This window comes from Streptomyces platensis (genome assembly GCF_008704855.1).
GTDB classification, from domain to species: Bacteria; Actinomycetota; Actinomycetes; order Streptomycetales; family Streptomycetaceae; genus Streptomyces; species Streptomyces platensis.
In genome coordinates, this window is the sequence record NZ_CP023691.1 from 8,349,736 (window position 1) to 8,371,882 (window position 22,147).

The 22,147-nt window shown below is 70.0% G+C and carries 20 protein-coding genes; 10 read left to right on the forward strand and 10 right to left on the reverse strand.

The window, feature by feature from the left end:
• Positions 1 to 95: 95 nt before the first annotated feature.
• The gene (locus CP981_RS36915; RefSeq protein WP_085926427.1) at positions 96 to 686 is read right to left on the reverse strand and encodes a UbiX family flavin prenyltransferase; all 591 of its coding nucleotides are present in this window, start codon (positions 684 to 686) and stop codon (positions 96 to 98) included.
• A gap of 608 nt (positions 687 to 1,294) precedes the next feature.
• Here CP981_RS36915 and CP981_RS36920 point away from each other — a divergent pair.
• Positions 1,295 to 4,474, forward strand: a complete 3,180-nt coding sequence (locus CP981_RS36920; RefSeq protein ID WP_085926408.1) for an ATP-binding protein — start codon at positions 1,295 to 1,297, stop codon at positions 4,472 to 4,474.
• Between the two features lie 391 nt (positions 4,475 to 4,865).
• Entirely contained in the window at positions 4,866 to 5,627 is a 762-nt protein-coding gene (locus tag CP981_RS36925; protein ID WP_085926407.1) for a MerR family transcriptional regulator, read from the forward strand.
• Positions 5,628 to 5,709: 82 nt separating this feature from the next.
• Here CP981_RS36925 and CP981_RS36930 read toward each other — a convergent pair whose 3' ends face one another.
• Positions 5,710 to 6,924, reverse strand: a complete 1,215-nt coding sequence (locus CP981_RS36930; RefSeq protein WP_085926406.1) for an alkene reductase — start codon at positions 6,922 to 6,924, stop codon at positions 5,710 to 5,712.
• 66 nt (positions 6,925 to 6,990) lie between these two features.
• On the opposite strand from CP981_RS36930, the gene CP981_RS36935 reads away from it, so the two are divergent.
• A complete protein-coding gene (locus tag CP981_RS36935; protein ID WP_085926405.1) occupies positions 6,991 to 7,398 on the forward strand; it encodes a MerR family transcriptional regulator in 408 nt (135 codons plus the stop codon).
• A gap of 8 nt (positions 7,399 to 7,406) precedes the next feature.
• On the opposite strand, the gene CP981_RS36940 is transcribed toward CP981_RS36935, so the two are convergent.
• The gene (locus CP981_RS36940; RefSeq protein WP_085926404.1) at positions 7,407 to 7,913 is read right to left on the reverse strand and encodes a hypothetical protein; all 507 of its coding nucleotides are present in this window, start codon (positions 7,911 to 7,913) and stop codon (positions 7,407 to 7,409) included.
• Between the two features lie 164 nt (positions 7,914 to 8,077).
• Between CP981_RS36940 and CP981_RS36945 the strand changes: the two genes are divergently transcribed.
• Complete coding sequence (locus CP981_RS36945; RefSeq protein ID WP_107429555.1) at positions 8,078 to 8,683, forward strand: hypothetical protein; 606 nt, start codon at positions 8,078 to 8,080, stop codon at positions 8,681 to 8,683.
• A 200-nt stretch (positions 8,684 to 8,883) separates the two neighbouring features.
• Entirely contained in the window at positions 8,884 to 11,307 is a 2,424-nt protein-coding gene (locus CP981_RS36950) for a penicillin acylase family protein (RefSeq protein ID WP_085926403.1), read from the forward strand.
• 154 nt (positions 11,308 to 11,461) lie between these two features.
• On the opposite strand, the gene CP981_RS36955 is transcribed toward CP981_RS36950, so the two are convergent.
• The 3 genes from CP981_RS36955 to CP981_RS36965 are packed head-to-tail and all read right to left on the reverse strand — an operon-like array spanning position 11,462 to position 12,866.
• A complete protein-coding gene (locus CP981_RS36955) occupies positions 11,462 to 12,319 on the reverse strand; it encodes a class I SAM-dependent methyltransferase (protein WP_085926402.1) in 858 nt (285 codons plus the stop codon).
• Between the two features lie 21 nt (positions 12,320 to 12,340).
• Positions 12,341 to 12,685: a VOC family protein gene (locus CP981_RS36960; RefSeq protein WP_085926401.1), complete on the reverse strand. Its 345-nt coding sequence runs from the start codon at positions 12,683 to 12,685 to the stop codon at positions 12,341 to 12,343.
• A 1-nt stretch (position 12,686) separates the two neighbouring features.
• Positions 12,687 to 12,866: a ribbon-helix-helix domain-containing protein gene (locus CP981_RS36965; protein WP_085926400.1), complete on the reverse strand. Its 180-nt coding sequence runs from the start codon at positions 12,864 to 12,866 to the stop codon at positions 12,687 to 12,689.
• Positions 12,867 to 12,910: 44 nt separating this feature from the next.
• Here CP981_RS36965 and CP981_RS39645 point away from each other — a divergent pair, with 44 nt between their 5' ends.
• From CP981_RS39645 to CP981_RS36985, 5 genes are all read left to right on the forward strand, one after another.
• Positions 12,911 to 13,063, forward strand: a complete 153-nt coding sequence (locus CP981_RS39645) for a hypothetical protein (protein ID WP_158092668.1) — start codon at positions 12,911 to 12,913, stop codon at positions 13,061 to 13,063.
• Between the two features lie 104 nt (positions 13,064 to 13,167).
• Entirely contained in the window at positions 13,168 to 14,526 is a 1,359-nt protein-coding gene (locus CP981_RS36970; protein ID WP_085926399.1) for a flavin monoamine oxidase family protein, read from the forward strand.
• Positions 14,527 to 14,825: 299 nt separating this feature from the next.
• The gene (locus tag CP981_RS36975; RefSeq protein WP_085926398.1) at positions 14,826 to 15,059 is read left to right on the forward strand and encodes a hypothetical protein; all 234 of its coding nucleotides are present in this window, start codon (positions 14,826 to 14,828) and stop codon (positions 15,057 to 15,059) included.
• 283 nt (positions 15,060 to 15,342) lie between these two features.
• Positions 15,343 to 15,603 carry an HPr family phosphocarrier protein gene (locus CP981_RS36980; RefSeq protein ID WP_085926397.1) on the forward strand — a complete coding sequence of 87 codons (261 nt, stop codon included), beginning with the start codon at positions 15,343 to 15,345 and terminating at the stop codon, positions 15,601 to 15,603.
• A gap of 158 nt (positions 15,604 to 15,761) precedes the next feature.
• On the forward strand, positions 15,762 to 16,193 hold the full coding sequence (locus CP981_RS36985; RefSeq protein ID WP_085926396.1) for a GNAT family N-acetyltransferase: 432 nt from the start codon (positions 15,762 to 15,764) through the stop codon (positions 16,191 to 16,193).
• 68 nt (positions 16,194 to 16,261) lie between these two features.
• On the opposite strand, the gene CP981_RS36990 is transcribed toward CP981_RS36985, so the two are convergent.
• The 4 genes from CP981_RS36990 to katG form a co-directional block, all read right to left on the reverse strand.
• Positions 16,262 to 18,652 (reverse strand): ATP-binding cassette domain-containing protein, encoded by a 2,391-nt coding sequence (locus tag CP981_RS36990; protein ID WP_085926395.1) that lies wholly within the window; start codon positions 18,650 to 18,652, stop codon positions 16,262 to 16,264.
• Between the two features lie 226 nt (positions 18,653 to 18,878).
• Positions 18,879 to 19,298, reverse strand: coding sequence for a VOC family protein (locus tag CP981_RS36995; protein ID WP_085926426.1), 420 nt, complete (start codon positions 19,296 to 19,298; stop codon positions 18,879 to 18,881).
• Between the two features lie 10 nt (positions 19,299 to 19,308).
• Positions 19,309 to 19,752, reverse strand: a complete 444-nt coding sequence (locus CP981_RS37000; protein ID WP_085926394.1) for a helix-turn-helix transcriptional regulator — start codon at positions 19,750 to 19,752, stop codon at positions 19,309 to 19,311.
• Between the two features lie 149 nt (positions 19,753 to 19,901).
• Positions 19,902 to 22,133 (reverse strand): catalase/peroxidase HPI, encoded by a 2,232-nt coding sequence (gene katG / locus CP981_RS37005; protein WP_085926393.1) that lies wholly within the window; start codon positions 22,131 to 22,133, stop codon positions 19,902 to 19,904.
• Between the last annotated feature and the right edge of the window lie 14 nt (positions 22,134 to 22,147).

The window sequence follows — 22,147 nt, forward strand, 5'->3', positions numbered from 1 at the left end:
CCGGCCGGGCCAACCAGCACGCGGGTGTGATCGACCACTACATTCCCTCCTTGCCCGGGGGCGGCGGAGGAATGCCCCGCTGACCGCGGCACCGTTTACCGGAAGGACGCCGCCTCGGGTGCCGCACGCAGGCCGCGCCTGCGGCGGGCCCCGGGCGCTTCGAGGCCGAACTGATCGAGCACCCCGTCCACCGTGTGGCCGACGAGATCGTCGACGGTCTCCGGACGCTGGGAGAAGGCCGGCATCGGCGGCTGGATGACCGCACCCCTCCGGGAGAGCGCCAGCATGTTCTCCAGGTGGACGTCGTTCAACGGCGTCTTCCGGGGCACGAGCACCAGCTTGCGGCGCTGCCTGAGCGTGATGTCGGCCGCGCGGGAGATCAGGCCATCCGTACAGCCGGCGCGGATCACGGCCAGCGTCGTCATGCTGCACGGGATGACCACCATGCCGTGCACGGGGAAGGCGTCGGAGGAGATGGCCGCGCCCAGGTCCTCCGGAGGGTGGATGACGTCCGCGAGCGCGGCAACATCCCGGGTGCTGAGAGAGGTCTCCCATTCCAGGGTGCTGCGGGCCCAGCGGCTCATGACCAGATGCACCTCGACCCCGCCGTGCTCCCGCAGCCGTTCCAGCAGCCGTACGCCCAGCAGGGTGCCGGTCGCGCCGGTGATGCCCACCACGAGGCGCAGTGGTGCGGACGGGGATGCCGTACCGGTCATGCGTCCCCTCCCGGGAGGCGGCGATCCTGGCACGTCGTCATAAGCGGGACGGGGTCGTCGGTCGGCACCGGCTGCCGGCCGCCGGACGGTTCGGCGTACCACCAGATCACCGCCGCCAGTTGCTCGTCGGCCACCGGCAAGTGCGGGAGGGGGCCGATGAGTTCCCGGGGCAGGGTGAGCGCTCCCTGCCCATCCGGCACCGGGCAAGGGGGTGGAGCGAGTGGGGCGTTGCCCTGTCCGTGCATGAGGTTTCCGCTCGGGTAGGGGTCATCGGCAGGAGGTCCCGCGGACCCATCCTGCGGTGTCGCCCTTGCGGCATCCTGTTCCGGCCGCTGACCTGCCCTTGCCGGGGGCTGTGTGCTCCTTGCCGGAACCTTGCCGGTGGCTGATTCCGACGTCTGGATAGAGTTCGCCGACTGTGCCAAGATCACATTTTCGGGACGACGCCGTCCCTTTCGGGCCGCGACCGTGGCCGGCACGTGTGAGAACGATTGAGGCTCCTGATGTCCGCAGCTCCCCTGCCCGGCCCGCACCAGCCAGCGGAAGCCTCCGGTCCTCTCCTTCGCGTCCTGGGGCCCATGACGGCGCGGTACGAGGGGCGGGAACTGCCGCTCGGGCCGCCCCGCCGCCGGGCCGTGCTCGCCCTGCTGCTCGTCCGGCTGGGCCGGGTCGTCCCCACCGAGGTGCTCGTCGAGGAACTCTGGCGGGACGAGCCGCCCCGCCGGCCGGTGGGCGCGCTCCAGAGCCATGTCTCCCACCTGCGCCGGGCGCTGGACGGTACGAAGGCTCCGGGCGAACCGTCCTTGGTGCGCCACCGCGCGCCCGGCTACGTGCTGGACCTGGCCCCGGAGCAGAGCGACGCCCATCGCTTCGAGCGCCTGGTGGCGGAGGGACGCCGGCTGCTGGGGCGGCGGGACGCGGTGGCGGCACGCGACCGGATCGCCGAGGCGCTCGCCCTGTGGCAGGGCGCCCCGTACACGGAGTTCTCCGCCCACCCGGTGCTCCTGGACGAGCGCGGCCGGCTCGAACAGTTACGGCTCACTGCCGTCGAGACCGGCGCCGAGGCCCGGCTGGCCCTCGGCGCGGCCGAGGAAGTGGCGGCCGAGCTGGCGCGGGAGGCGCGTCGCCATCCCGCCAGGGAACGGCTCATCGGTCATCTGATGACGGCCCTGTCGCAACTGGGCAGGCAGGCCGAGGCGCTGGAGCTGTACGAGCGGACCCGCAGCCATCTCGTGGAGGAGTTCGGCGTCGACGCCGCGGCCGAACTCCAGCGGATACGCACCGCCATCCTCCGGCAGGAACTCGACGACGGCCCGGTAGCCGAACCGGCCGTGCCCCCCGCCGTCCGGCCTGCCGTGGCGGTGTCCCCGCCCGCGCCCACCCCGGACGAAGCCGAGCGGCCGGCCCCGCCCGGTGCGGGCGGCGAAGCGGCGGAGCCCGCGGGGCCGTCCCTGTTCGCCGGCCGCGCCCGCGAACTGCGCCTGGTGACCCGGGCCGCCGCCGCGGCCCGCGACGGACATGGTCATGTCGCCTGCGTCCTCGGCCCCGCCGGTGTCGGCAAGACCCGCTTATTGACCGAGCTCGCCACGTCCCTGAACGCCTCCGGCGACGCTCCCGACGTGGTGTGGAGCCACTGCTTCCCGGGGGAGGGCGTACCCCCGTACTGGCTCTGGGCCCAGGTCCTGCGCGGGCTGTCGGCCACCCGGCCGGACGCCTTCCGTACCGCCTGCGCGCCGTTCGAAGCGTTAGTGGCGCCGGTGATGCCGCGCCATCCGGCCGGCACCGTGGAGCGAGCGGCGCCCGACGGCGACTGGGGCCATGCCCGCTTCCTCACCCACGACGCGGTCTGCGAAGTGCTGCTGGAACTGGCCGCCGCCCGCCCGCTGGTGCTGCTCCTGGAGGATCTGCACTGGGCCGACGCCGCCTCGCTCGATCTGCTCAGACTGCTCGTCACCCGGCGCCACGACCGTCCGCTGAGCATCGTGCTGACGACTCGCCAGCCCGAGATGGAGTCCGACGCGTGCCTGCGCCGGGCGCTCTCGGAGGTGCTGCGCGGGCCCCGCACCGAGACCGTGCGGCTGGGCGGCCTCTCCCGGCAGGCCGTTGCCTCCCTCGTCGAGGCCCAGGCCGGGCCGGGGGTCGGCGCCGATGTGGTCGATGTGCTGCACGAGCGCAGCGGCGGCAACCCGTACTTCGTCACACAGCTGCTGACCCTGCTCGGCGATGTGCGCCGGCTGCACGAGCCGGGGGCCATCGAGGTGCTCCTCGCGAGCGTGCCGGACGGGGTCCGGGACGCGCTGCGGCAGCGTTTCACGGCCCTGCCCGAACCGGTCCTCCGCGTGCTGCACCTGTGCGCCGTCATCGGCACCGAGGTCGACATCCACCTCCTGGCGCGCACGGCCGGCCCCGACGAGCCCGTCAGCGCCGCCCTGGAGTCGGCGATCGCGGCGGGACTGCTGGCCGAGGACCCGCACCACCCCGACCGCCTGCACTTCGCGCATGCGCTGGTGCGGGAGACCCTCACCGACGAACTGGACCGGCAGGGACGCCACCGGCTGCACGCCCGGGTCGCCGAGGCGCTGGGCACCCGGCGCCCCGGAGACGAGGCCGGGGGAGCGGAGGTCGAGCGCCTCGCCCACCACTCCTGGCACGGCCGGTCCGAGCTCCCGGCCGACCGGGTGCTGCCCCGCCTGCTGCGCGCGGCCGAGGACGCCGAACACCAACTCGCCTACGAGCAGGTGGAGATCTGGCTGCGGCGGGCCGTGCACCTGGTCGGCACCCTCCCGCCCGACGACCAGGAGACGCTGCGTCTGGAGCAGCGGCTGCACATCCAGCTCGGCCAGGTGCTGGCCACCACCCGCGGCTACGGCGACGCCGAGGCGGAGGCCGCGCTCAACCGGGGCCGGGCGCTCGGCACGGCGCTCGCCGCCCCCGAGGACCCCTCGGTGCTCTGGGCCCTGTGCGCGGCGCAGCTGGTCACCGGCCGGTACGACGGGTCCCTGCGGTACTCGGGGCTGCTGCGCGAGATCGGCGGACGAACGGGCGATCCGGTCGCCCTGCTCGGCGCCGCCTACGGCTCGGGCATCGTCCTGCACGTCCGGGGCCGGCTGCCCGAGGCGCTGGCGAAGCTGGAGGAGGGCGTGGCGACGGCGGACCGCTTCGCGCACCAGGCGCTCACGCTCGCCCGCACCTTCCAGCACGACCCCCGGGTCTCGTGCCGCTCCTACGACGCGTTCACCCACTGGCTCATCGGCGACCGCACCGCCGCCGCCGAGCGCCGCCGCGAGCTGCTGCTTTTGACGGAGTTCGACAGCCGGCCCTCCGACCGGGCCTTCGCCCTGTACGTGGACGCGGTCATCGCGGCATGGGAGGGCGACGTGGACACCGCCTGGCGGTCCGGCGCCGAGGGCACCGGCCTGGCCGAGGAACACGGGTTGCTCTACTGGAAGGCGATGCTCAGCCTGCCCGAGGGCTGGGCCCGGACGCACGCCGGCCATGCGGCGGACGGCCTCGCCCAGATGCGCTCGGCCCTCGGTGAACTGAGCCGCTCCCGGACCCACTTCCGCCTGCCGCTCCACCTGGGCCTGCTCGGCCAGGCCGAGTACCTGGCCGGCGACCCGGACGCCGCCGCGCGGACCTTCGGCAGACTCGCCGCCGCGGTCGAGCTGCGCCGCGAACACGTCTACCTCCACCCGGACCTGCCGGCCACCGGGCTGCTGCACGCGCTGTCGCCCCGGGGCGTCCCGGAAGGCATCTGACCGGCGGCGGCCCGGCCCCGAACAGGAAGTTTCCGCACGGCGGTTGACTCCCGAGCGGCCGGACGAAGCGCGCCCACGATACGAGGGCGATCGGTGCGGCCCCGGCGGACCGCCCACGACACGAGCGGGATCGATGGCGGCCTCGGCGGGCTGCCCACGACACGAGCGGGATCGATGGCGGCCTCGGCGGGCTGCCCACGACCGGCGGTGCCCGTGCACCGCCCACGACGGGCGCTGCACGGGACCGCCTGACCGGTGGTCCGGCCGCCGCACGCCGGGTCGTTACCGTCATCGTGAAATCCGGGGCTTGAAGTTGTCCCTGCGGCAGCTTCTACCGTCCTGACCAAGGCCGCAGAGAGCGGCCCGGTGACACACGTGTGAGGAGGCGGCGATGGCCTGGCCGATTGCGGAGGTCGCCCGGATGTCGGGTGTGACGGCCCGGACGCTGCGGCATTACGACGAGATCGGACTGCTGCCGCCGGCCCGGATCGGCACCAGCGGCCACCGCTACTACGACGAGCGCGAGCTGTTGCGGTTGCAGCAGATCCTCGTACTGCGGGCACTGGGCCTGGGGCTGACCGAGATCGGCCGGGTGCTGGCCGCGCAGATCGACGAGCTGGCGGCCCTGCGCGGCCACCACCGCCGGCTGCTCGCCGAGCGCGACCGGCTGGACGCCCTGGCCGGCACCGTCTCCCGCACGATCACCGAACTGGAGCAGTCCAGGAAGGACGGCAGCCCCATGACCGGCATCAACAGACCGGAGAACCTCTTCGAAGGGATCCAGCCAGCCCAGTACGAGGAGAGCCTGCGTGCCTTCCCGGAACTGGCGGCGGAGATCGAGCGGCGCACCTCGGCGATGAGCGAGGCGGAGATCGAGGCCGGGCACCGCAAGCGCACGGCGCAGATGATCCGGCTGGCCGAACTGCTGGCCGCCGGTATACCGGCCGACGCCGCCCCGGTGCAGGCAGAGATCGACGCCCAGTACCGGGCGCTGGCCGAACTCCGGCCCGCCTCTGCCGAGGAGTACCGGGCGATCGGCCGTTCCTGCGTGGACAACGAACAGTGGCACGCGGCATACGAGACGATCGCACCGGGCCTGGCCGCGTATCAGCGCGACGCCATCGAGGCGTACGCCACGACGCAGCTGAGCTGAGGGGGAGGAGGCCGCCGCCGGAGCGTGGTCCGTTCCGTGGCGGCGGTTCCGATCCCTGGAACTGCCTGCCGGTCCGTAAGGATCACGGTCCGGCGGGTGCGGGTGCGGGTGCGGGTGCGGGGGTGGGCATGGGCGCGGGCGCGGATACGACATCGGATGGGGTCTCGGATTCGGGTGTCTCGCCTCGGTGCCGGAGGACCGAAGCCAGCACGGGATAGTCGGTGTACCCCGTCTCTCCGCCGACGTACATCATGTGCGCGTCGCGTACCGGATTGAGCGGTGCGCCGATACGCAGCCGCTCCACCAGATCGGGGTTGGCAAGGAACGCGCGGCCCAGAGAGATCAGATCGGCCCCCGCGGCCAGCAGCCGCTCGCCCGCGAGCTTGCCACCGTCGGCGGGCAGGGGGCTGCCCCATCCCAACGCCGGGTTGGCGATCAGTGTGCCGGGCCAGGACCTGCGGATCTCATGGAAGAGTGCCTGGTCCGGGTCGGCGAACACGAGATGCAGATAGGCCAGGCCGGTGTCCGCCAGCGCCTCGATGAGCGCCGGGTAGAGGTCTTCGGTGTCGCCCTCGTCGATGCCGTTGACGGTGTTTCCGGGGGAGATGCGCAGGCCCACCCGCTCGGGGCCGATGGCCTCGGCGACCGCCTGTGCCACCTCGACAGCGAACCGGATACGACCGCCGACCGACCCGCCATAGCCGTCGGTGCGGTGATTGGTGCCCCGCGCCATGAACTGGTGCAGCAGGTGCCCGTTGGCGGCATGTACTTCGACCCCGGCAAAGCCGGCGTCGAGGGCGTTGCGGGCCGCGGCGGCAAAGTCAGCCACGGTGGACCGGATGTCGTCGAGGGTCATCTCCCGTGGCACCACGGCATCCTGGCGTCCGGTAGGAGTGTGGATCGTCTCCGGAAGCGGGACCGGCGAGGGCGCCACCGGTAGCAGCCCACTGTTGTCGGGATGACCGACCCGTCCGCCGTGCTGAAGTTGCAGGAACATCTGGCCACCCGCGGCCCGCACCGCCTCGGTGACGTGCCGCCACCCGGCCACGTGCCGCTGGTGGTGGATCGCGGGGATATTCGGATAGGTCTGCCCCACGGCGTTCGGCGTGGCAGCCTCCGCGATGATCAGCCCCGCCGAGGCGCGCTGTGCGTAGTACGTGGCCATCATCGGCTGCGGAACACCGTCGGCGTCCGCACGATTGCGGGTCAACGGCGCCATCACCAGGCGGTTCGGGAGCCGCAGATGGCCCAGGCGGGCAGGTTCGAAGAGGCGGGAGATCGCCGGTGTGTGCGTCATGCCGGTACGGTAGAAGTTGACATCAATGTCAGGTTCAAGTCTGACAGCGCCATGTGGGGGTGGGGAATGCGAATCGGCGAACTGGCCCGGCGCAGCGGGGTGAGCGAGCGTTCATTGCGCTACTACGAGACTCAGGGCCTGCTGAGGTCCGAGCGCACTCCGGGCGGCCAACGGCAGTACGGCGACTGGGCGGTCGACCGGGTCATCCGCATCCAGGCGCTCTACGCCGCAGGGCTGAACAGCAAGAAGATCGCGCAACTGCTGCCCTGCATGCGGGATACGGACGGCGGCCCGTCCGAGATCGCCACCCCACGGCTGGTCACCGAACTCACCGCGGAACGCCACCGCATCGACCGCCTGATCACCGACCTGATCCGCTCCCGCGAGGTCCTCGACGAAGCCATCACCACAGCCTCCGCCCTCCAGCCCACCGCCGCCTCCCACCCCGACACGACCGGGCCCGTTCGCGAATAGCGGTCCGGTCAGTCGAGGCCGGACGCGATCCCCGGGAGGGCGGCCGGGTTCCTTGCGAACGCGGCCACATTGCGCGGGCACCGCATGCGTACGCCGAAGTCCGCACCGTACGGCGCCTCGTCGTCCGGGTCCTCCGGGTCGGGCTCCCACTCGTCCGCTTCCTGGATTTCGTACATGAACGCCGTGAGATCGTCCGGGACGCCGAACGGCCCTCCATCCCACGGATGGGCGTCATGCGTACAGGCGCCCTCGCGTTCGCGAAGGACAGCAACCGCCCCCTCCAGTGCCTCCTCCGCCCGCCGCACGAGGTCCGGCCGCTCGTCACACCACTCCATCCACGGCCCGACCGCGGCGACTCCGAGGACCCAGTAGACCGTGGCATCACTGTCCACATCGGCCTCCAGCTGGCCCTTGCAGAGCTCAATCGTCGCCCACGGGTCCCCGGTGGGGTAGCCACCGAGGATGTTCTCGATCCGGCTGGTGAACTCGTCAATGTCATTCCAAGGTCCAAACACGTGGTGACTGACGAGTCGAGGAGGGAGAAGGTTCCCCGGGCCGGAAGGGGCGGTCCCGCTGGAGCTGTGCGGGATCCCGGGGTCGGAATCAACTACCGCTGCGGCAGTCGGTGTTGACCCTCTCATCCAGCACGGCTTCGGCCTCGGCGCAACCGTACGACGCCATGCGCCGCCTGGCCGCCTCGTGCCACCCCCTCGTACGCCGCAGCGTCGCCCGCGCCAAGCACCTCCCGCCGGACGTCATCGAACGCCTCGCCCGGGACGAGGACCGTGTCGTCCAGCTCTTCCTCGCCGAATCCTGCGACGACGCACCCCCTCACATGCTGCTCACGGTGTGGCGATGGTGGACCGGCAGCCTCAGCACCCCTGACCGCCCCCGCGGCCGCCCGAACTTCCCCCGCCGCGGCCTCCTGCGCTACACCGAGGACCCGAACCCACGCATGCGCCAACTCGCCCTCGATGACCCGGAATCGGCACCCGAAGTGGTGGAGCGATTCAGCCGGGACAGCGGCCCAGAGGTACGACCGCGGGCAGCAACCGACCCCCGCTTGACCACTGCCTCGGCCGTGCGGATGCTCGACGCCCCCCGCGAGCACATACGTCATGCCGCGGCCCGGCACCCCCACCTGCCGGCCCGAGTGCTGATCCAGCTGCTACGGGACACCGACACCGCACAGCCGGCGGCCCGTCACCCGACCCTCCCCGTCGCCGTCATGCGGCAGATGATGCAGTGCTTCGGGCCTTCAGCCGCTGTTACGTCGAGGTCCTGATTCGGTCATTCGCCCTAGGGTTTGCGAACGACCCCCCGGAGATTAGGGGGAGGTTACGGGTGTGATGGCGCTTGGGGGCCGGATAGCTTTCCCGTGCGGGGGCATTGGCCTCGACTCCTCGGTGGAAGGGGTGTGATGTCCGTGCGCGTGATGCCGCCTCGGGTCACTGACCGTTCGCCGAACTCGTTTCGAGGAATGCCATGTCACGTTCTCCTTCCCGCCGGGCCTTGCTGGGTACCGGGTTTGTCGGCGCTGCTGCCGCGCTGACCGGCACGCTGCCGGCCGGTGGTACGGCGGTTGCCCAGCCATGGGGTACGCGGTGGAAGGAGGACGAGGGGCAGAGATATGCCGTACCCGGGCTGAAGCGGCCGGTGCGGGTGACGGTCGATGTCTGGGGTGTGCCGCATATTTTTGCCGACAACGTCGGTGATCTCTTCCAGGCGCAGGGGTTCAATGTCGCGCGGGAGCGGCTTTTCCAGATCGACACCTGGCGGCGGCGTGGTCTGGGCCGTTGCAGCGAGGTGCTGGGTGCTTCCTACGTCGAACAGGACAGGGCCGCGCGGTTGTTTCTCTACCGCGGTGACATGGCGGCGGAGTGGACGAGTTACGGTCCCGAGGCGCGTGAGGCGGCAACGCGTTTCGTCGCCGGGATCAACGGCTACCTCGACTGGCTCGCTGACCACCCCAAGGCCTTACCCGCCGAATTCCAGAAGCTGGGTTACCGGCCCGCGCGCTGGAGCCCGGAGGACGTGGTGCGCATCCGTACCCACGGAATCGGGAACAACCTCCGTTCGCAGGTCGCCCGAGCCCGGCTGATGAGCGTCGGAGGGAACAAGGCGAGCGGCTACTTCCGCAAGTTGGAACCCGAGCACTCGGTAACGGTGCCGGAGGGGCTCGATCTGAGCCTCATTCCCGCCGATGTCCTGGAGGTCTACAGCCTGGCCACATCCCCCATGGTGTTCGCGAACGGCACCTTGCGCAGGATGTCGGACGAGCAGAACGTCCTGCGGGAGAGCGCGACCGGCAGCAATGCCTGGGCGGTGGCGCCGACGCGTACGGCGACCGGCCGGCCGATCCTCGCGGGCGATCCGCACCGGGAGGACTACACCCTGCCCGCCAACCGCTATATCGCCCATCTCAGCGCTCCCGGACTGAACATCATCGGTGCCGGAGAACCGTGGAATCCCGGCATCAGCACGGGGCACAACGGCAATGTCGCGTTCGGTCTCACCAATCTCCCCGCCGACCAGGCGGATCTCTACGTCTACGAGCTCGATCCGAACGACCACAGCAGATACCGCTACGGCGAGGGCTGGGAGAAGCTGACCACGGTCACGGAACACATACCGGTGGCCGGTGGTGAACCCCGCCGGGCTCAGCTCTCGTTCACCCGACACGGCCCGGTCGTCAAGATTGACGAAAAGAACCACAAGGCCTATGCGGTGCGCACTGTCTGGACGGAACCAGGCACCTCGCCGTATCTCGGCAGCCTCAATTACCAGCGTGCCGGGGACTCACGCGAGTTCGTCGAGGCCATCAGCACATGGAAGACTCCCGGCTCGAACCTGGTCTACGCCGACACCAAGGGCGACATCGGCTGGGTTCCCGGAGCGCTCATTCCCCGGCGCACGGGCAGTGGGTATGACGGACTGCTTCCGGTGCCCGGTGACGGGCGTTTCGAATGGGACGGTTTCTACAAGAACGCGCAGCTGCCCACCTCGCATAATCCGCGGGCGGGTTTCTTCGTGTCGGCCAATGAGCACAACTTCCCCGCGGGCTATCCGACGCCGACATATCAGTGGCAGTCGGCCTATCGGAAGGACCGGATCCACGAGGTCCTTTCCCAGCAGCGACGCACCTCCCTCGCTGACACCCTGGCACTTCAGAACGACGTGAAGTCGGGAGTGGCCCGGCAGTTCCTGCCGTATGTGAAGAATCTGCGGTCGACCGACCCTACGACGGCCAAGGCGCTGCGGCTGCTGTCCGGCTATGACGGTGTCGCCGATAAGGACTCGGCCGCAGCGGCCCTTTTCGAGACGTGGGTCATGCGGTTCCTGTATCCCGCGTGGGCCCAGCTCCTGCTGCCCGAGCCGGCGGCCGATCAGCTCGTGGGCATCAGTATCGATCTCGATCTGCGCCTCTTGAACGACTCATTCGTCCGCCCCGACGACTGGTTCGGGACCAACGGCGCGCGGAAGCGGGACGAACTGCTGCTCGGCACGCTCCCGAAGGCCTACACCGAGGTCGCCTCCAGACTCGGCGCCGACGAAAGCGCGTGGCGGTGGGGCGCGATGCACATCCACGTATTCATCCACCCGCTCGGCGGCCCGAATGTGGGACCCGCCGAGAGAGGCGGGACCTTCGACACGGTTTGCGCCTCGTACTTCCACTACCCCGAGTATCCGTACGCGGAAGTCGTCGGCGCGACCTTCAAGATGGCCATCGACGTCGGCGGATGGGACAACTCGCGCGTCATCAACGCCCCTGGCCAGTCCGGCGATCAGCGCAGCAAGCACTACAGCGACCTGCATGACAAGTGGAGCGCGGGGGAGTACTTCCCGCTGCTGTACAGCGAGCAGGCGATCGAGGGCAACGGCGGGACGAGGATTCTCCTTGAGCCGTAGCAGTGGCCGGAGCGGTAGTCGGTGCCCGGCGACAGCGACAGCGACAGCGACAGCGACGGTGTCGCAGTCGGTGAGTAGGCGAAGGTGCCCGGACCGTGGGTGGAAGCCCGGCCCGGGCCCTTTGCCCGCAGGCGGGTATGCCGCGTGACGAGAGTCAGGTTGCGGCCAGGAGGATGTCCTCGCCGCTTGAGGGGCGGAGTCCGTCGGTGCGATCAGCGAAGTAGCGGTGGGCAAGTGAAGCTCCCGACAGGTGTCGGGCGTCTTTGAAGCCGGCTTCGCTGGCCAGTGCCAGTATCTCGGGCGGGGGGTAGAAACTGATGAACGGCGTTCCGGATGCTTGCGCGCCTTCCTTGCTCGCTCGGAGGCCGGGGCGGTCGGCGTCGTCGAGGAGTTCGGTGGGCAGCAGGAAGGTCATGGCGAGTATCGAGCCGGGGGCGAGAGCGGCGATCTGGCGCAGGGTGGCCGCCGTGGCGTCTTTGGTGAGGTACATGGTGACGCCGGTGGAGACGATGACCGCGGGCCGGCCGGCATCGAAGCCGGCAGCGGCCAGCTGCTTCAGCCAGTCTTCGCTCGCCTCGAAGTCGACCGGCACCAGGTGCAGCCAGTCGGGGATGTCGTAACCGAGTTCGACCAGGCGATGGCGCTTCCATGCCTGAGGGCTGGGCTGGTCGACCTCGAAGACCTGTAGGCGGGAGGCGACCTCCGGCCTGCGCTGGGCAAAGGTGTCCAGGCCGGCTCCCAGGATGACGTACTGGGTGACGCCGCGGTCGGCCTGCTCAGCGATCAGGTCCTCGATGAAACGAGAGCGGGCCACGATGGCCGCCCGTAATGCGCTGGTGGCGAGCGGGTCCATGTCGGGGCGGCGGCGCCAGTTGCCGTCGGGGGCGGCCAGTTGTAGCCCGACCTCGTCGTCGAGTACATGCGGCGGTGGGTCGATTTGGACGTGGAGGGCGCGCCAGAGTGCGGTCCGCACCGCGGTGCTGTCCGGTGCCTCGGTCCGCTCGTCTGTCATGGCGTTCCCCTTTCGTGGTGGTCAGTTCTTGGCGGGAGCCTGGAGGCTCCATAGACGTCCGTCGGGGTCACGGACGGCCATCTCCCTGGTTCCGTAATGGGTGTCCTCGAACGGCGTGACGACCTCGACGGAGGGATCGGGACGGAACGCGTCTGCGTCCGGCACCTTCAGCACGATCTGCGTCTGGGGCGCCTGGTCCTCGGGGATCTCGGCGATGAAGACGTACGGCCCGTCGCCGTTGCGGAGCCGGCCGGAGTTGTGGTCGGTCGAGAACTCCAACTCGTAACCCAGTGTCTGGAAGAACTTCGCCGCCTTACCCCAGTTGTGGGTCGTAAGGAACACGGCCTCGATACCTTCGGTCGCCATGTCAGGTCTCCTTCTCAGTCGATCGCTGTTCGTGTCCATGGGCGTCGTCGAGGTAGGTGCGCAGCGCGTCAGCGACCAGAGCCGACAACGACATGCCCGACTCGATGGCGCGGTATTTGACCTGCTTGATCAGCTCGATCGGCAGGTACACGTTGAACTGTTTGACTTCCTTATCACCCACGAGCGCGATGCTAGCATACTAGCAAGCTAGGGATAGTCAGGCCGGTGCCGATGCGGCCGCTGTCGGCGATCGCCGCAGTGATCCCCACGGCCTCCTGCGCGCCGTACTCGCTCCAGCACGGCAGTCGTTGCGGTTGTCGGCAGCGGCTCGCCACCCACGACGATCCGTCGGGTGTCGGCGTCTTCCTCCAGAGCTGACCCCGCCCCGCGGGTCACTCGGCCGGCCCCCCACGCCGCCCGGCCGAGTCACCCACCGGGCGCCGCGGGCCCCGGCGAGCGAGGCTGCTCTGTGGAGGTAGGTCATGGAACAGGTGACAGCGGACGTGTGCGTCGTGGGCGCCGGATTCGCGGGGCTGGCGGCCGCGCGGCAGCTGGCCGCGGCCGGGCGTGAGGTCGTGGTGCTCGAGGCCAGGGACCGGGTGGGCGGACGGGTCTGGAACCGGGAGCTGCCCGACGGCACCGTGGTGTCCGCGGGCGGCACCTGGCTGGGCAAGGGCCAGGAACGGATGTTTCAGCTCTGCCGCGAGCTGGGGCTCGAGGTCTACCCGCAGCACGACGACGGCGATCACCTGATCTGCCTCGACGGGCGCAACCGCCGTCACCGCGGCATCCCCAAGACCGGCCCGGCGGCACTCGCCACCCTCGGGTGGGCGTTCCTGCGCCTGAACCTGATGGCGCGGCGGCTTCCGAAGGACGCTCCCTGGCAGGCCCGGCGCGCACGGGCCTGGGACGCCCGCACGCTCGGCCAGTGGCTCTCGCACCCGCTCAACGTGCCCTCGACCACCGCCCACACCCTCCTCCAGTCGACGATGAACCTGCTGTTCTGCACCGACCCGGCGGAAGTCTCACTGCTGGGCGCACTCGTCCTGGCACGCGGCGGCGGGGGCAGCGGCTTCGGCTACTACACCGACACCCGGAAGACCGAATCCCACCTCGTGGACGGCGGAGCCCCCGAACTCGCCCGGCGGATGGCCGCGCGCCTGGGCACGGCGGTCCATCTGTCCAGCCCGGTCCGTCGGATCGTCCAGAACACGACCGGCGTAGAGGTCGCCTCCGACGCGTTCGCCGTACGGGCACGGCGCGTCATCGTGGCCACTCCGCCCGTGCTCGCCGGCCGGATCCACTTCGATCCGCCGTTGCCCGCCGCCCACAGCCACCTGCGGCAACGCCTGGTGCCCGGGGCGGTCATCCGGGTGCACACGCAGTACGCCGAGCCGTTCTGGCGGGGCCAGAAACTGTCGGGCCAGACGCTCGCGCCCCGGTCGCCGGTACCGATCACCATCGACCAGACTCCCCGCTCGGGAGAGCCGGGCGTGCTGAGCAGCTACGCGTTCGGAGCGGGGGCCGTACGGCTGGGCCGTCTGGATCCCAAGGAGCGACGGGACATCTGGCTGGACGCGCTCGCCGAACGCTTCGGCCCGGAGGCACGCCGTCCCACCGCGTATCTGGAGACCGACTGGTCCGAGCAACCCTGGTCGCTGGGCGGCATGGTCGCCCACTTCCCGCCGGGCGCACTCACCAATTACGGCAGCGCGCTGCGCGAACCCGTGGGCCGGATCCACTGGGCGAGCACGGAATCGGCGACCTTGATGCACGGACTGATGGAAGGCGCGGTGCGCTCCGGCGAACGGGCGGCCCGCGAAGTCCTGACGGCGAACTGACTGCTAACCGACCGCGAGCTGACTTCTAACCGAGCGCTACCCGACCGCGAACCGGCCGCGCCCCCCCCGCAATACCAGAACGGTCATGTTCCCCCTATGCCTGCGGACAGTCCCGGGATCCTCTCAGAGCTGATGGCCCGTGGGGAACCGGCGGCGTTTCCGCCTGGCAAGCTCTCCGCATCTGTGCCCGCACTGCGCCATCTGGCTCCTGTGGCGTGCCGGGAGCGCGGCCCCATGAGGTGATGGGAGAGCCGCCTTCGCGCGGGAGCCGTCGAAGCCAGTCAACGAAGGAGTGCGTGATGGCTGTTTGTGAGGTCTGCGGAAACGACTATGAGATGGCCTTCGAGGTCCACGCGGCGGGTGCCGTTCACACCTTCGACAGTTTCGAGTGCGCCGCTCACAAGCTCGCGCCCATCTGTGACAACTGCGGCTGCCGCATGCTCGGCCACGGCCTCCAAGCCGGCGGCAAGTTCTTCTGCTGCGCTCATTGCGCACGCATCCAAGGTCACTCCGACCTCGCCGACAGCATCTGAACCGACTCCGCCGACAAGCCGGCAAAGGGAACAGCCACCTCGCCGGATACGCCGGCGACATCTGGTACCCACAACCCGCACCGCCCCACCACAGCCCTTCACCTTCCTCCTCCTTGCCTTTGCAGCGGAACGCCACGCAGCCACACCGGAGTTGCCTTACCGTCGTCTTCGTACGAGGGTGAGCCCGGTGGGCGACCATCCTCCGGACGCGGCATACGCCCGGACCGGGGGCGAACAGAGCGCGCCGCCGGCTCACGTGGCTGTCGGTTTGAGGAGTCTTTTCATGGCGGAGACGACCGTGACCATCGCTTCGCCGGGCGGCTTGCGGGTGCGCCCGGCGTCGCGGATCGTGCAGGAAGCAAAGGGCTACGTCTCGGACATCAGGTTCCTGGTCGACGGCAAGGAAGCCAGCGCGAAGAGCCTGTTCAGCCTACAGATGCTGGAGATGAGCCACGGCAAGGAAATCGTCATCGTCGCCAACGGGCACGATGAACAGACGGCCGTGGAGGCCATGGCGAAGCTCGTCGAGTCCGTCGTCGTGTAAGAAGCGTGCAGGTCCGATGGCGGTTGCCGGCCTCGAACGCTGATGCAAGGGCTGATGTCGCGCCCCGCGCCCCTTGGGCGTGCACCGCACCGGCGCAACCGTCCGCAGGCCCAAAACCGCTGGCTGCCCGGCACCCCTCAGCTCTACCATCCACGAGCATGATCACTCGCAGGGAAGACGGCTACGAGGTCGCCACCGACCCGGGCCGGCTCGACATCGACCTGGTGCACCACTGGCTTTCGACCGACGCGTTCTGGGCCATGGGCCGCAGCCGCGAAACGGTCGAACAGTCCATCCGCGGGTCTCTCAACTTCGGCCTCTACGACGCCGGCGGCGCCCAGGTCGCCTACGCACGTGTCGTCACGGACCTGGCGACGTTCGCCTGGCTCTGTGATGTCTACGTCGCTCCCACGCACCGCGGCAAAGGCCTCGGCACCTGGCTCGCTGCCGCGGTCCGTGACCACCTGGCTCCCTACCAGCTCAAGCGGACACTGCTGGCCACCCTCGATGCCCACGACGTCTACGCCAAGGTCGGCTTCGTCACGGTCCCTGACCCCGAGCACTTGATGATCATGAAGCCTGCGCACTGAGGCACCCTTCACGGCTGGGCCTCAGACGCCGCGGCGCCGTGCGGACGCGAGAGCCGCAAGGGCCGCGGTCAGCTGCCGACGTAGGCCGCGAGGTGCTCGCCGGTGAGGGTGGAGCGGGCGGCGACGAGGTCGGTGGGGGTGCCCTCGAAGACGATGTGGCCGCCGTCGTGGCCGGCGCCGGGGCCGAGGTCGATGATCCAGTCGGCGTGCGCCATGACCGCCTGGTGGTGCTCGATGACGAGGACCGACTTGCCGGAGTCGACGAGCCGGTCGAGCAGACCGAGCAGCTGCTCGACGTCGGCGAGATGCAGGCCGGCGGTCGGCTCATCGAGCACGTAGACGCCGCCCTTCTCGGCCATGTGGGTGGCCAGCTTGAGCCGCTGCCGCTCGCCGCCGGACAGCGTGGTGAGCGGCTGGCCAAGGTTGAGGTAGCCGAGCCCGACGTCGTCGAGCCGCTTCAGGATCCGGTGGGCCGCCGGTGTGCCCGCCTCGCCGGCACCGAAGAACTCCTCGGCCTCGGCCACCGACATCGCCAGCACCTCGCTGATGTCGCGGCCGCCCAGACGGTACTCCAGCACCGCTGCCTGATACCGCTTCCCCTCGCAGTCCTCGCAGGTGGTGGCGACACCGGCCATCATCGCCAGGTCGGTGTAGATGACGCCGGCGCCGTTGCAGGTGGGGCAGGCGCCCTCGGAGTTGGCGCTGAAACGTCCCGGCTTCACACCGTTGACCTTGGCGAACGCCTTGCGGATCGGGTCGAGGACCCCGGTGTACGTCGCCGGGTTGCTCCGCCGCGAGCCACGGATCGGAGCCTGGTCCACCGACACCACCCCTGCCGAGGACGGGAGGGAGCCGTGGAGCAGCGAGCTCTTGCCGGAGCCCGCCACACCGGTGACCACGCAGAGCACCCCGAGCGGGACGTCGACGTCGACATTGCGCAGATTGTGCGTCGTCGCGCCGCGGATCTCCAGCATGCCGGTGGGCGTCCGCACCGTCTCCTTGAGGCCCGCCCGGTCGTCGAGATGGCGGCCGGTGATGGTGCCGCCGGCCCGCAGCCCCTCGACGGTGCCCTCGAAGCAGACGGTGCCGCCCGCCGTACCGGCACCGGGGCCGAGGTCGACGACATGGTCCGCGATCGCGATCGTCTGCGGTTTGTGCTCCACGACGAGCACCGTGTTGCCCTTGTCCCGCAGTCGCAGCAGCAGGTCGTTCATCCGCTGGATGTCATGGGGGTGCAGGCCCGCGGTGGGCTCGTCGAAGACATAGGTGGTGTCGGTGAGCGAGGAGCCGAGGTGGCGGATCATCTTGACGCGCTGCGCCTCGCCGCCGGAGAGCGTGCCCGCCGCCCGGTCGAGCGAGAGATAGCCGAGGCCGATCTCGACGAACGACTCCAGGGTCTGGTGCAGCGATGTGAGCAGCGGTGCCACCGACGGCTCGGAAAGGCCGCCGACCCATGCGGCCAGGTCCCTGATCTCCATTGCGCAGGCGTCCGCGATGCTGATCCGCTTGATCTTCGACGACCGCGCCCCCTCGCTGAGCCGGGTGCCCTCGCACTCGGGGCAGGTGGCGAAGGTGACCGCCCGCTCCACGAACGCCCGGATGTGCGGCTGCATCGCCTCCTTGTCCTTGGACAGCATCGACTTCTGGATCTTGGGGATCAGTCCCTCGTAGGTGAGGTTCACCCCCTCGACCTTCACCTTGGTCGGCTCCCGGTAGAGGAAGTCCTGCATCTCCTTCTTGGTGAACTTGCGGATCGGCTTGTCCGGGTCGAGGAGACCCGACTCGGCGTAGACCCGCACGGTCCAGAAGCTGTCGGACTTCCAGCCGGGGATGGTGAACGCGCCCTCGGCGATCGACTTGGAGTCGTCGTAGAGCTGGGTCAGATCGATGTCGGAGACCGTGCCCCGGCCCTCGCACCGCACACACATGCCACCGGTGCGGGAGAAGGTCGCTTTCACCGTCTTCTTCGCGCCGCGCTCGACGGTGATCGCACCGCTCGCCCGGACCGAGGGGACGTTGAAGGCGTAGGCGCTGGGCGGGCCGATGTGCGGCTTTCCGAGCCGGCTGAAGAGGATGCGCAGCATGGCGTTGGCATCGGTGGCGGTGCCGACCGTGGAACGGGGGTCGGCCCCCATCCGCTGCTGGTCGACGATGATCGCCGTGGTCAGCCCTTCGAGGACGTCGACCTCCGGCCGCGCCAGCGTCGGCATGAAGCCCTGCACGAACGCGCTGTAGGTCTCGTTGATCAGCCGCTGCGACTCCGCGGCGATGGTGTGGAACACCAGCGAGCTCTTGCCCGAGCCGGAGACGCCGGTGAACACCGTCAGCCGGCGCTTCGGGATCTCGATGCTGACGTCCCTGAGGTTGTTCACCCGCGCGCCGTGCACGCGGATCAGATCGTGGCGGTCGGCGACGTGGGCCGCAGGCGACTGCGCGTCCGTCCTCGGGGCCATGCTCATCGTGTCTCCATCTGTTACGCGGGCCGCTTCGGCGGTGGTTGTCGGCGGGGGATTGGATTGCTGTGTACGGTCCGGCAGGGGTGGTGCGGGTTTTCCTGTGTTGCGGCTGGTGGGGGCTCGGCCGGGGGCGGGCTCGGCACCGAGGGGGACCCGGTGCCGCCGCCCGCGCCCACGGCTGCGTCGTCCGCGCCGGCACCGGCTCGCGGGGCGGTCAGCGCTTGCACGACTAGCCGGCGTCGGGCCGCTCCTGGATACGGATGAGGTTGCCCGCGGGGTCGCGGACGGCGCAGTCGCGGATGCCGTAGGGCTGCTGGGTGGGTTCCTGGACGATCTCGGTGTCGCCGGCTTGCAGTCGTGTGAAGGTGTCGTCGAGGTCGGGGGTGGCCAGAAGGATGGCGCCGTAGGTGCCCTTGGCCATCATCTCGGTGATCGTGCGGCGCTCCTCGTCGGTGACGCCGGGATCGGCGGCCGGCGGTGTCAGGACGATGGAGGTGCCGGGCTGGTCGGCGGGGCCGACGGTGATCCAGCGCATTCCCTGATAGCCGACATCGTTGCGGACCTCGAAGCCGAGGGTGTCGCGGTAGAAGGCGAGTGCGGCGTCCGGGTCGTTGTGCGGGAGGAAGCTTGCGTGAATGGTGATGTCCATGGCAGTCACGCTAGAGCCGGGGCGGGGCCGGCGCTTCTCGATTCCTGATCGGTCTGGTGATCTGCTTCGCCACACACGACGGCATGCCCGCGGTGGCCTGCGCGGCCTGGCGCCGGTAGACGCTGGGCGGCACGCCGACCAGTTCGGTGAAGCGGCTGCTGAAGGTGCCCAGCGATGAGCAGCCGACGGTGAAGCAGACATCGGTGACGCTCAGGTCGCCGCGTCGCAGCAGCGCCATCGCACGTTCGATGCGGCGCGTCATCAGGTAGCCGTAGGGCGACTCGCCGTAGGCGCGCTTGAACTGGCGGCTGAGGTGTCCGGCTGACATGTTCACACCGCGCGCAAGGGCCTCGACGTCGAGCGGCTGCGCGTACTCACGGTCGATCCGGTCCCGCACACGGCGCAGCCGCGCGAGATCGCGCAGATGCTGCGCCGGGTCGGCTTTGCTGGTCACTCAAGAGATCGTGCCACGCGGCACCGGGCTTGCCCAGTGCCGCTGATTGCGGGGTGGCGGGCGCCCGCGTGCCGGAGGTTGTTCCACGGGTGTGTCCGGGCCGGCCGGAGTGCTGCGGGCCGGCCGGCCCGGACATCACCTTCTGAACTTCAGACGAGGTCGAAGCGGTCCAGCTCCATCACCTTGCTCCATGCCGCGACGAAGTCGTGCACGAACTTCTCCCTGGCGTCATCGCTGCCGTAGACCTCGGCGAGGGCGCGGAGTTCGGAGTTGGAGCCGAAGACGAGGTCGGCGCGGGTGCCGGTCCACTTGACCGCGCCGGTGGCGGCGTCGCGGCCTTCGAAGGTGTGGGAGTCCTCGGAGGTCGCCTTCCACGTCGTGTTCAGATCGAGCAGGTTGACGAAGAAGTCGTTGGTCAGGGTCTCGGGGGTGGTGGTGAAGACGCCGAGCGAGGACTGCTGGTGGTTGGCGCCCAGGACGCGCAGACCGCCGACGAGAACGGTCATCTCGGGCGCGCTGAGGGTCAGCAGATTGGCCTTGTCGAGCAGGAGGTGTTCGGCGGGCAGGCGGTTGCCCTTGGCGACGTAGTTCCGGAAGCCGTCAGCGGCGGGCTCCAGAGCCGTGAAGGACTCCACATCGGTCTGGTCCTGGGAGGCGTCGGTGCGGCCCGGGGTGAAGGGGACCTCGATATCGAAACCGGCGCTCTTGGCGGCCTGCTCGACGGCCGCGCCGCCCGCGAGCACGATCAGGTCGGCGAGGGAAATCTGGGCGCCGCCCTGGTGGGAGCCGTTGAAGGACTGCTGGATGCCTTCCAGGGTGCGCAGGACCGCGGCCAGCTGATCGGGGTCGTTGACCTCCCACCCGTTCTGCGGCTGGAGACGGATGCGCGCACCGTTGGCGCCGCCGCGCTTGTCACTGCCGCGGAACGTCGAGGCCGACGCCCAGGCGGTGGACACCAGCTGGGACACCGACAGACCCGAGGCGAGGACCTGGCCCTTGAGGGCGGCGATGTCCTCGGCGCCGACGAGGGGGTGCGTCACGGCGGGCAGCGGGTCCTGCCACAGCAGTGTCTCGGCGGGGACCTCGGGACCGAGGTAACGGACGGCCGGGCCCATGTCGCGGTGGGTGAGCTTGTACCAGGCGCGGGCGAAGGCGTCGGCGAACTCATCCGGGTTCGCCAGGAAGCGGCGCGAGATCTGCTCGTAGGCCGGGTCGGTCCGCAGCGCGAGGTCGGTGGTCAGCATCGTGGGGGCGTGCTTCTTGGCGGAGTCGTGGGCGTCGGGGACGGTACCGGCTCCGCCGCCGTCCTTGGGCCGCCACTGGTGCGCGCCCGCCGGGCTCTTGAACAGTTCCCATTCGTAGCCGAAGAGGATCTCGAAGAAGCTGTTGTCCCAGGCTGTCGGGGTGTTCGTCCAGATGCCTTCGAGGCCGCTGGTGATGGCGTCGGCGCCCTTGCCGGTGCCGTAGGTGTTCGACCAGCCCAGGCCCTGCTCTTCGAGCGAGGCGGCCTCCGGGTCGGGACCGACGTGCTCGGCGGGGCCTGCGCCGTGCGTCTTGCCGAAGGTGTGGCCACCGGCGACGAGCGCGACGGTTTCCTCGTCATTCATCGCCATCCGGCGGAACGTCTCACGGATGTCGCGGGCCGCGGCGAGCGGGTCGGGGGTGCCGTTCGGGCCCTCCGGGTTGACGTAGATCAGACCCATCTGCACGGCACCCAGCGGGTTCTCCAGCTGCCGGTCACCGCTGTAGCGCTGGTCGTCGAGCCACGTGGTCTCGGGACCCCAGTAGACGTCCTCCTCCGGCTCCCAGACATCCTCCCGGCCGCCGCCGAAACCGAAGGTCTGGAAGCCCATCGTCTCCAGCGCGACGTTGCCGGCCAGGATCATCAGGTCGGCCCACGACAGGCTCTGGCCGTACTTCTTCTTGACCGGCCACAGCAGACGGCGGGCCTTGTCGAGGTTGGCGTTGTCCGGCCAGCTGTTGAGCGGGGCGAAGCGCTGCTGGCCGGCTCCGGCGCCGCCGCGGCCGTCGCTGATGCGGTAGGTGCCCGCGCTGTGCCAGGCCATCCGGATGATGAACGGGCCGTAGTGACCGAAGTCGGCCGGCCACCAGTCCTGGGAGGTGGTCAGCACCTCGGCGAGGTCCCGCTTCACGGCCGGCAGGTCAAGGCTCCGGAACGCCTCCGCGTAGTCGAACTCCTCGCCGAGCGGATTCGCCACGGCGGGGTTCTTGGCGAGGATCTTGAGATTGAGCCGCTCCGGCCACCACTGGCGGTTGCCACCGCCCTGGGTCGGGTGGAGCGCACGGCCATGGGCGACCGGGCAGCCGCCTGCCTCCTCGGGCTCGGGGTCGGTGACGATGGCGTCGTGGTTCTCAGACATGGGAATCCTTCCGG

Coding starts and splice junctions, on each gene's coding strand:
- CP981_RS36930 (WP_085926406.1), bottom strand. CDS start 6,924: ATGACGCACACACCGGCGATCTCCCGCCTCTTCGAACCTGCCCGCCTG.
- CP981_RS36985 (WP_085926396.1), top strand. CDS start 15,762: ATGATCACTCGCAGGGAAGACGGCTACGAGGTCGCCACCGACCCGGGC.
- CP981_RS36945 (WP_107429555.1), top strand. CDS start 8,078: ATGCGCCGCCTGGCCGCCTCGTGCCACCCCCTCGTACGCCGCAGCGTC.
- CP981_RS36955 (WP_085926402.1), bottom strand. CDS start 12,319: ATGACAGACGAGCGGACCGAGGCACCGGACAGCACCGCGGTGCGGACC.
- CP981_RS36960 (WP_085926401.1), bottom strand. CDS start 12,685: ATGGCGACCGAAGGTATCGAGGCCGTGTTCCTTACGACCCACAACTGG.
- CP981_RS36950 (WP_085926403.1), top strand. CDS start 8,884: ATGTCACGTTCTCCTTCCCGCCGGGCCTTGCTGGGTACCGGGTTTGTC.
- CP981_RS36975 (WP_085926398.1), top strand. CDS start 14,826: ATGGCTGTTTGTGAGGTCTGCGGAAACGACTATGAGATGGCCTTCGAG.
- CP981_RS36980 (WP_085926397.1), top strand. CDS start 15,343: ATGGCGGAGACGACCGTGACCATCGCTTCGCCGGGCGGCTTGCGGGTG.
- CP981_RS36970 (WP_085926399.1), top strand. CDS start 13,168: ATGGAACAGGTGACAGCGGACGTGTGCGTCGTGGGCGCCGGATTCGCG.
- CP981_RS36935 (WP_085926405.1), top strand. CDS start 6,991: ATGCGAATCGGCGAACTGGCCCGGCGCAGCGGGGTGAGCGAGCGTTCA.
- CP981_RS36995 (WP_085926426.1), bottom strand. CDS start 19,298: ATGGACATCACCATTCACGCAAGCTTCCTCCCGCACAACGACCCGGAC.
- katG (WP_085926393.1), bottom strand. CDS start 22,133: ATGTCTGAGAACCACGACGCCATCGTCACCGACCCCGAGCCCGAGGAG.
- CP981_RS36990 (WP_085926395.1), bottom strand. CDS start 18,652: ATGAGCATGGCCCCGAGGACGGACGCGCAGTCGCCTGCGGCCCACGTC.
- CP981_RS36920 (WP_085926408.1), top strand. CDS start 1,295: ATGACGGCGCGGTACGAGGGGCGGGAACTGCCGCTCGGGCCGCCCCGC.
- CP981_RS36925 (WP_085926407.1), top strand. CDS start 4,866: ATGGCCTGGCCGATTGCGGAGGTCGCCCGGATGTCGGGTGTGACGGCC.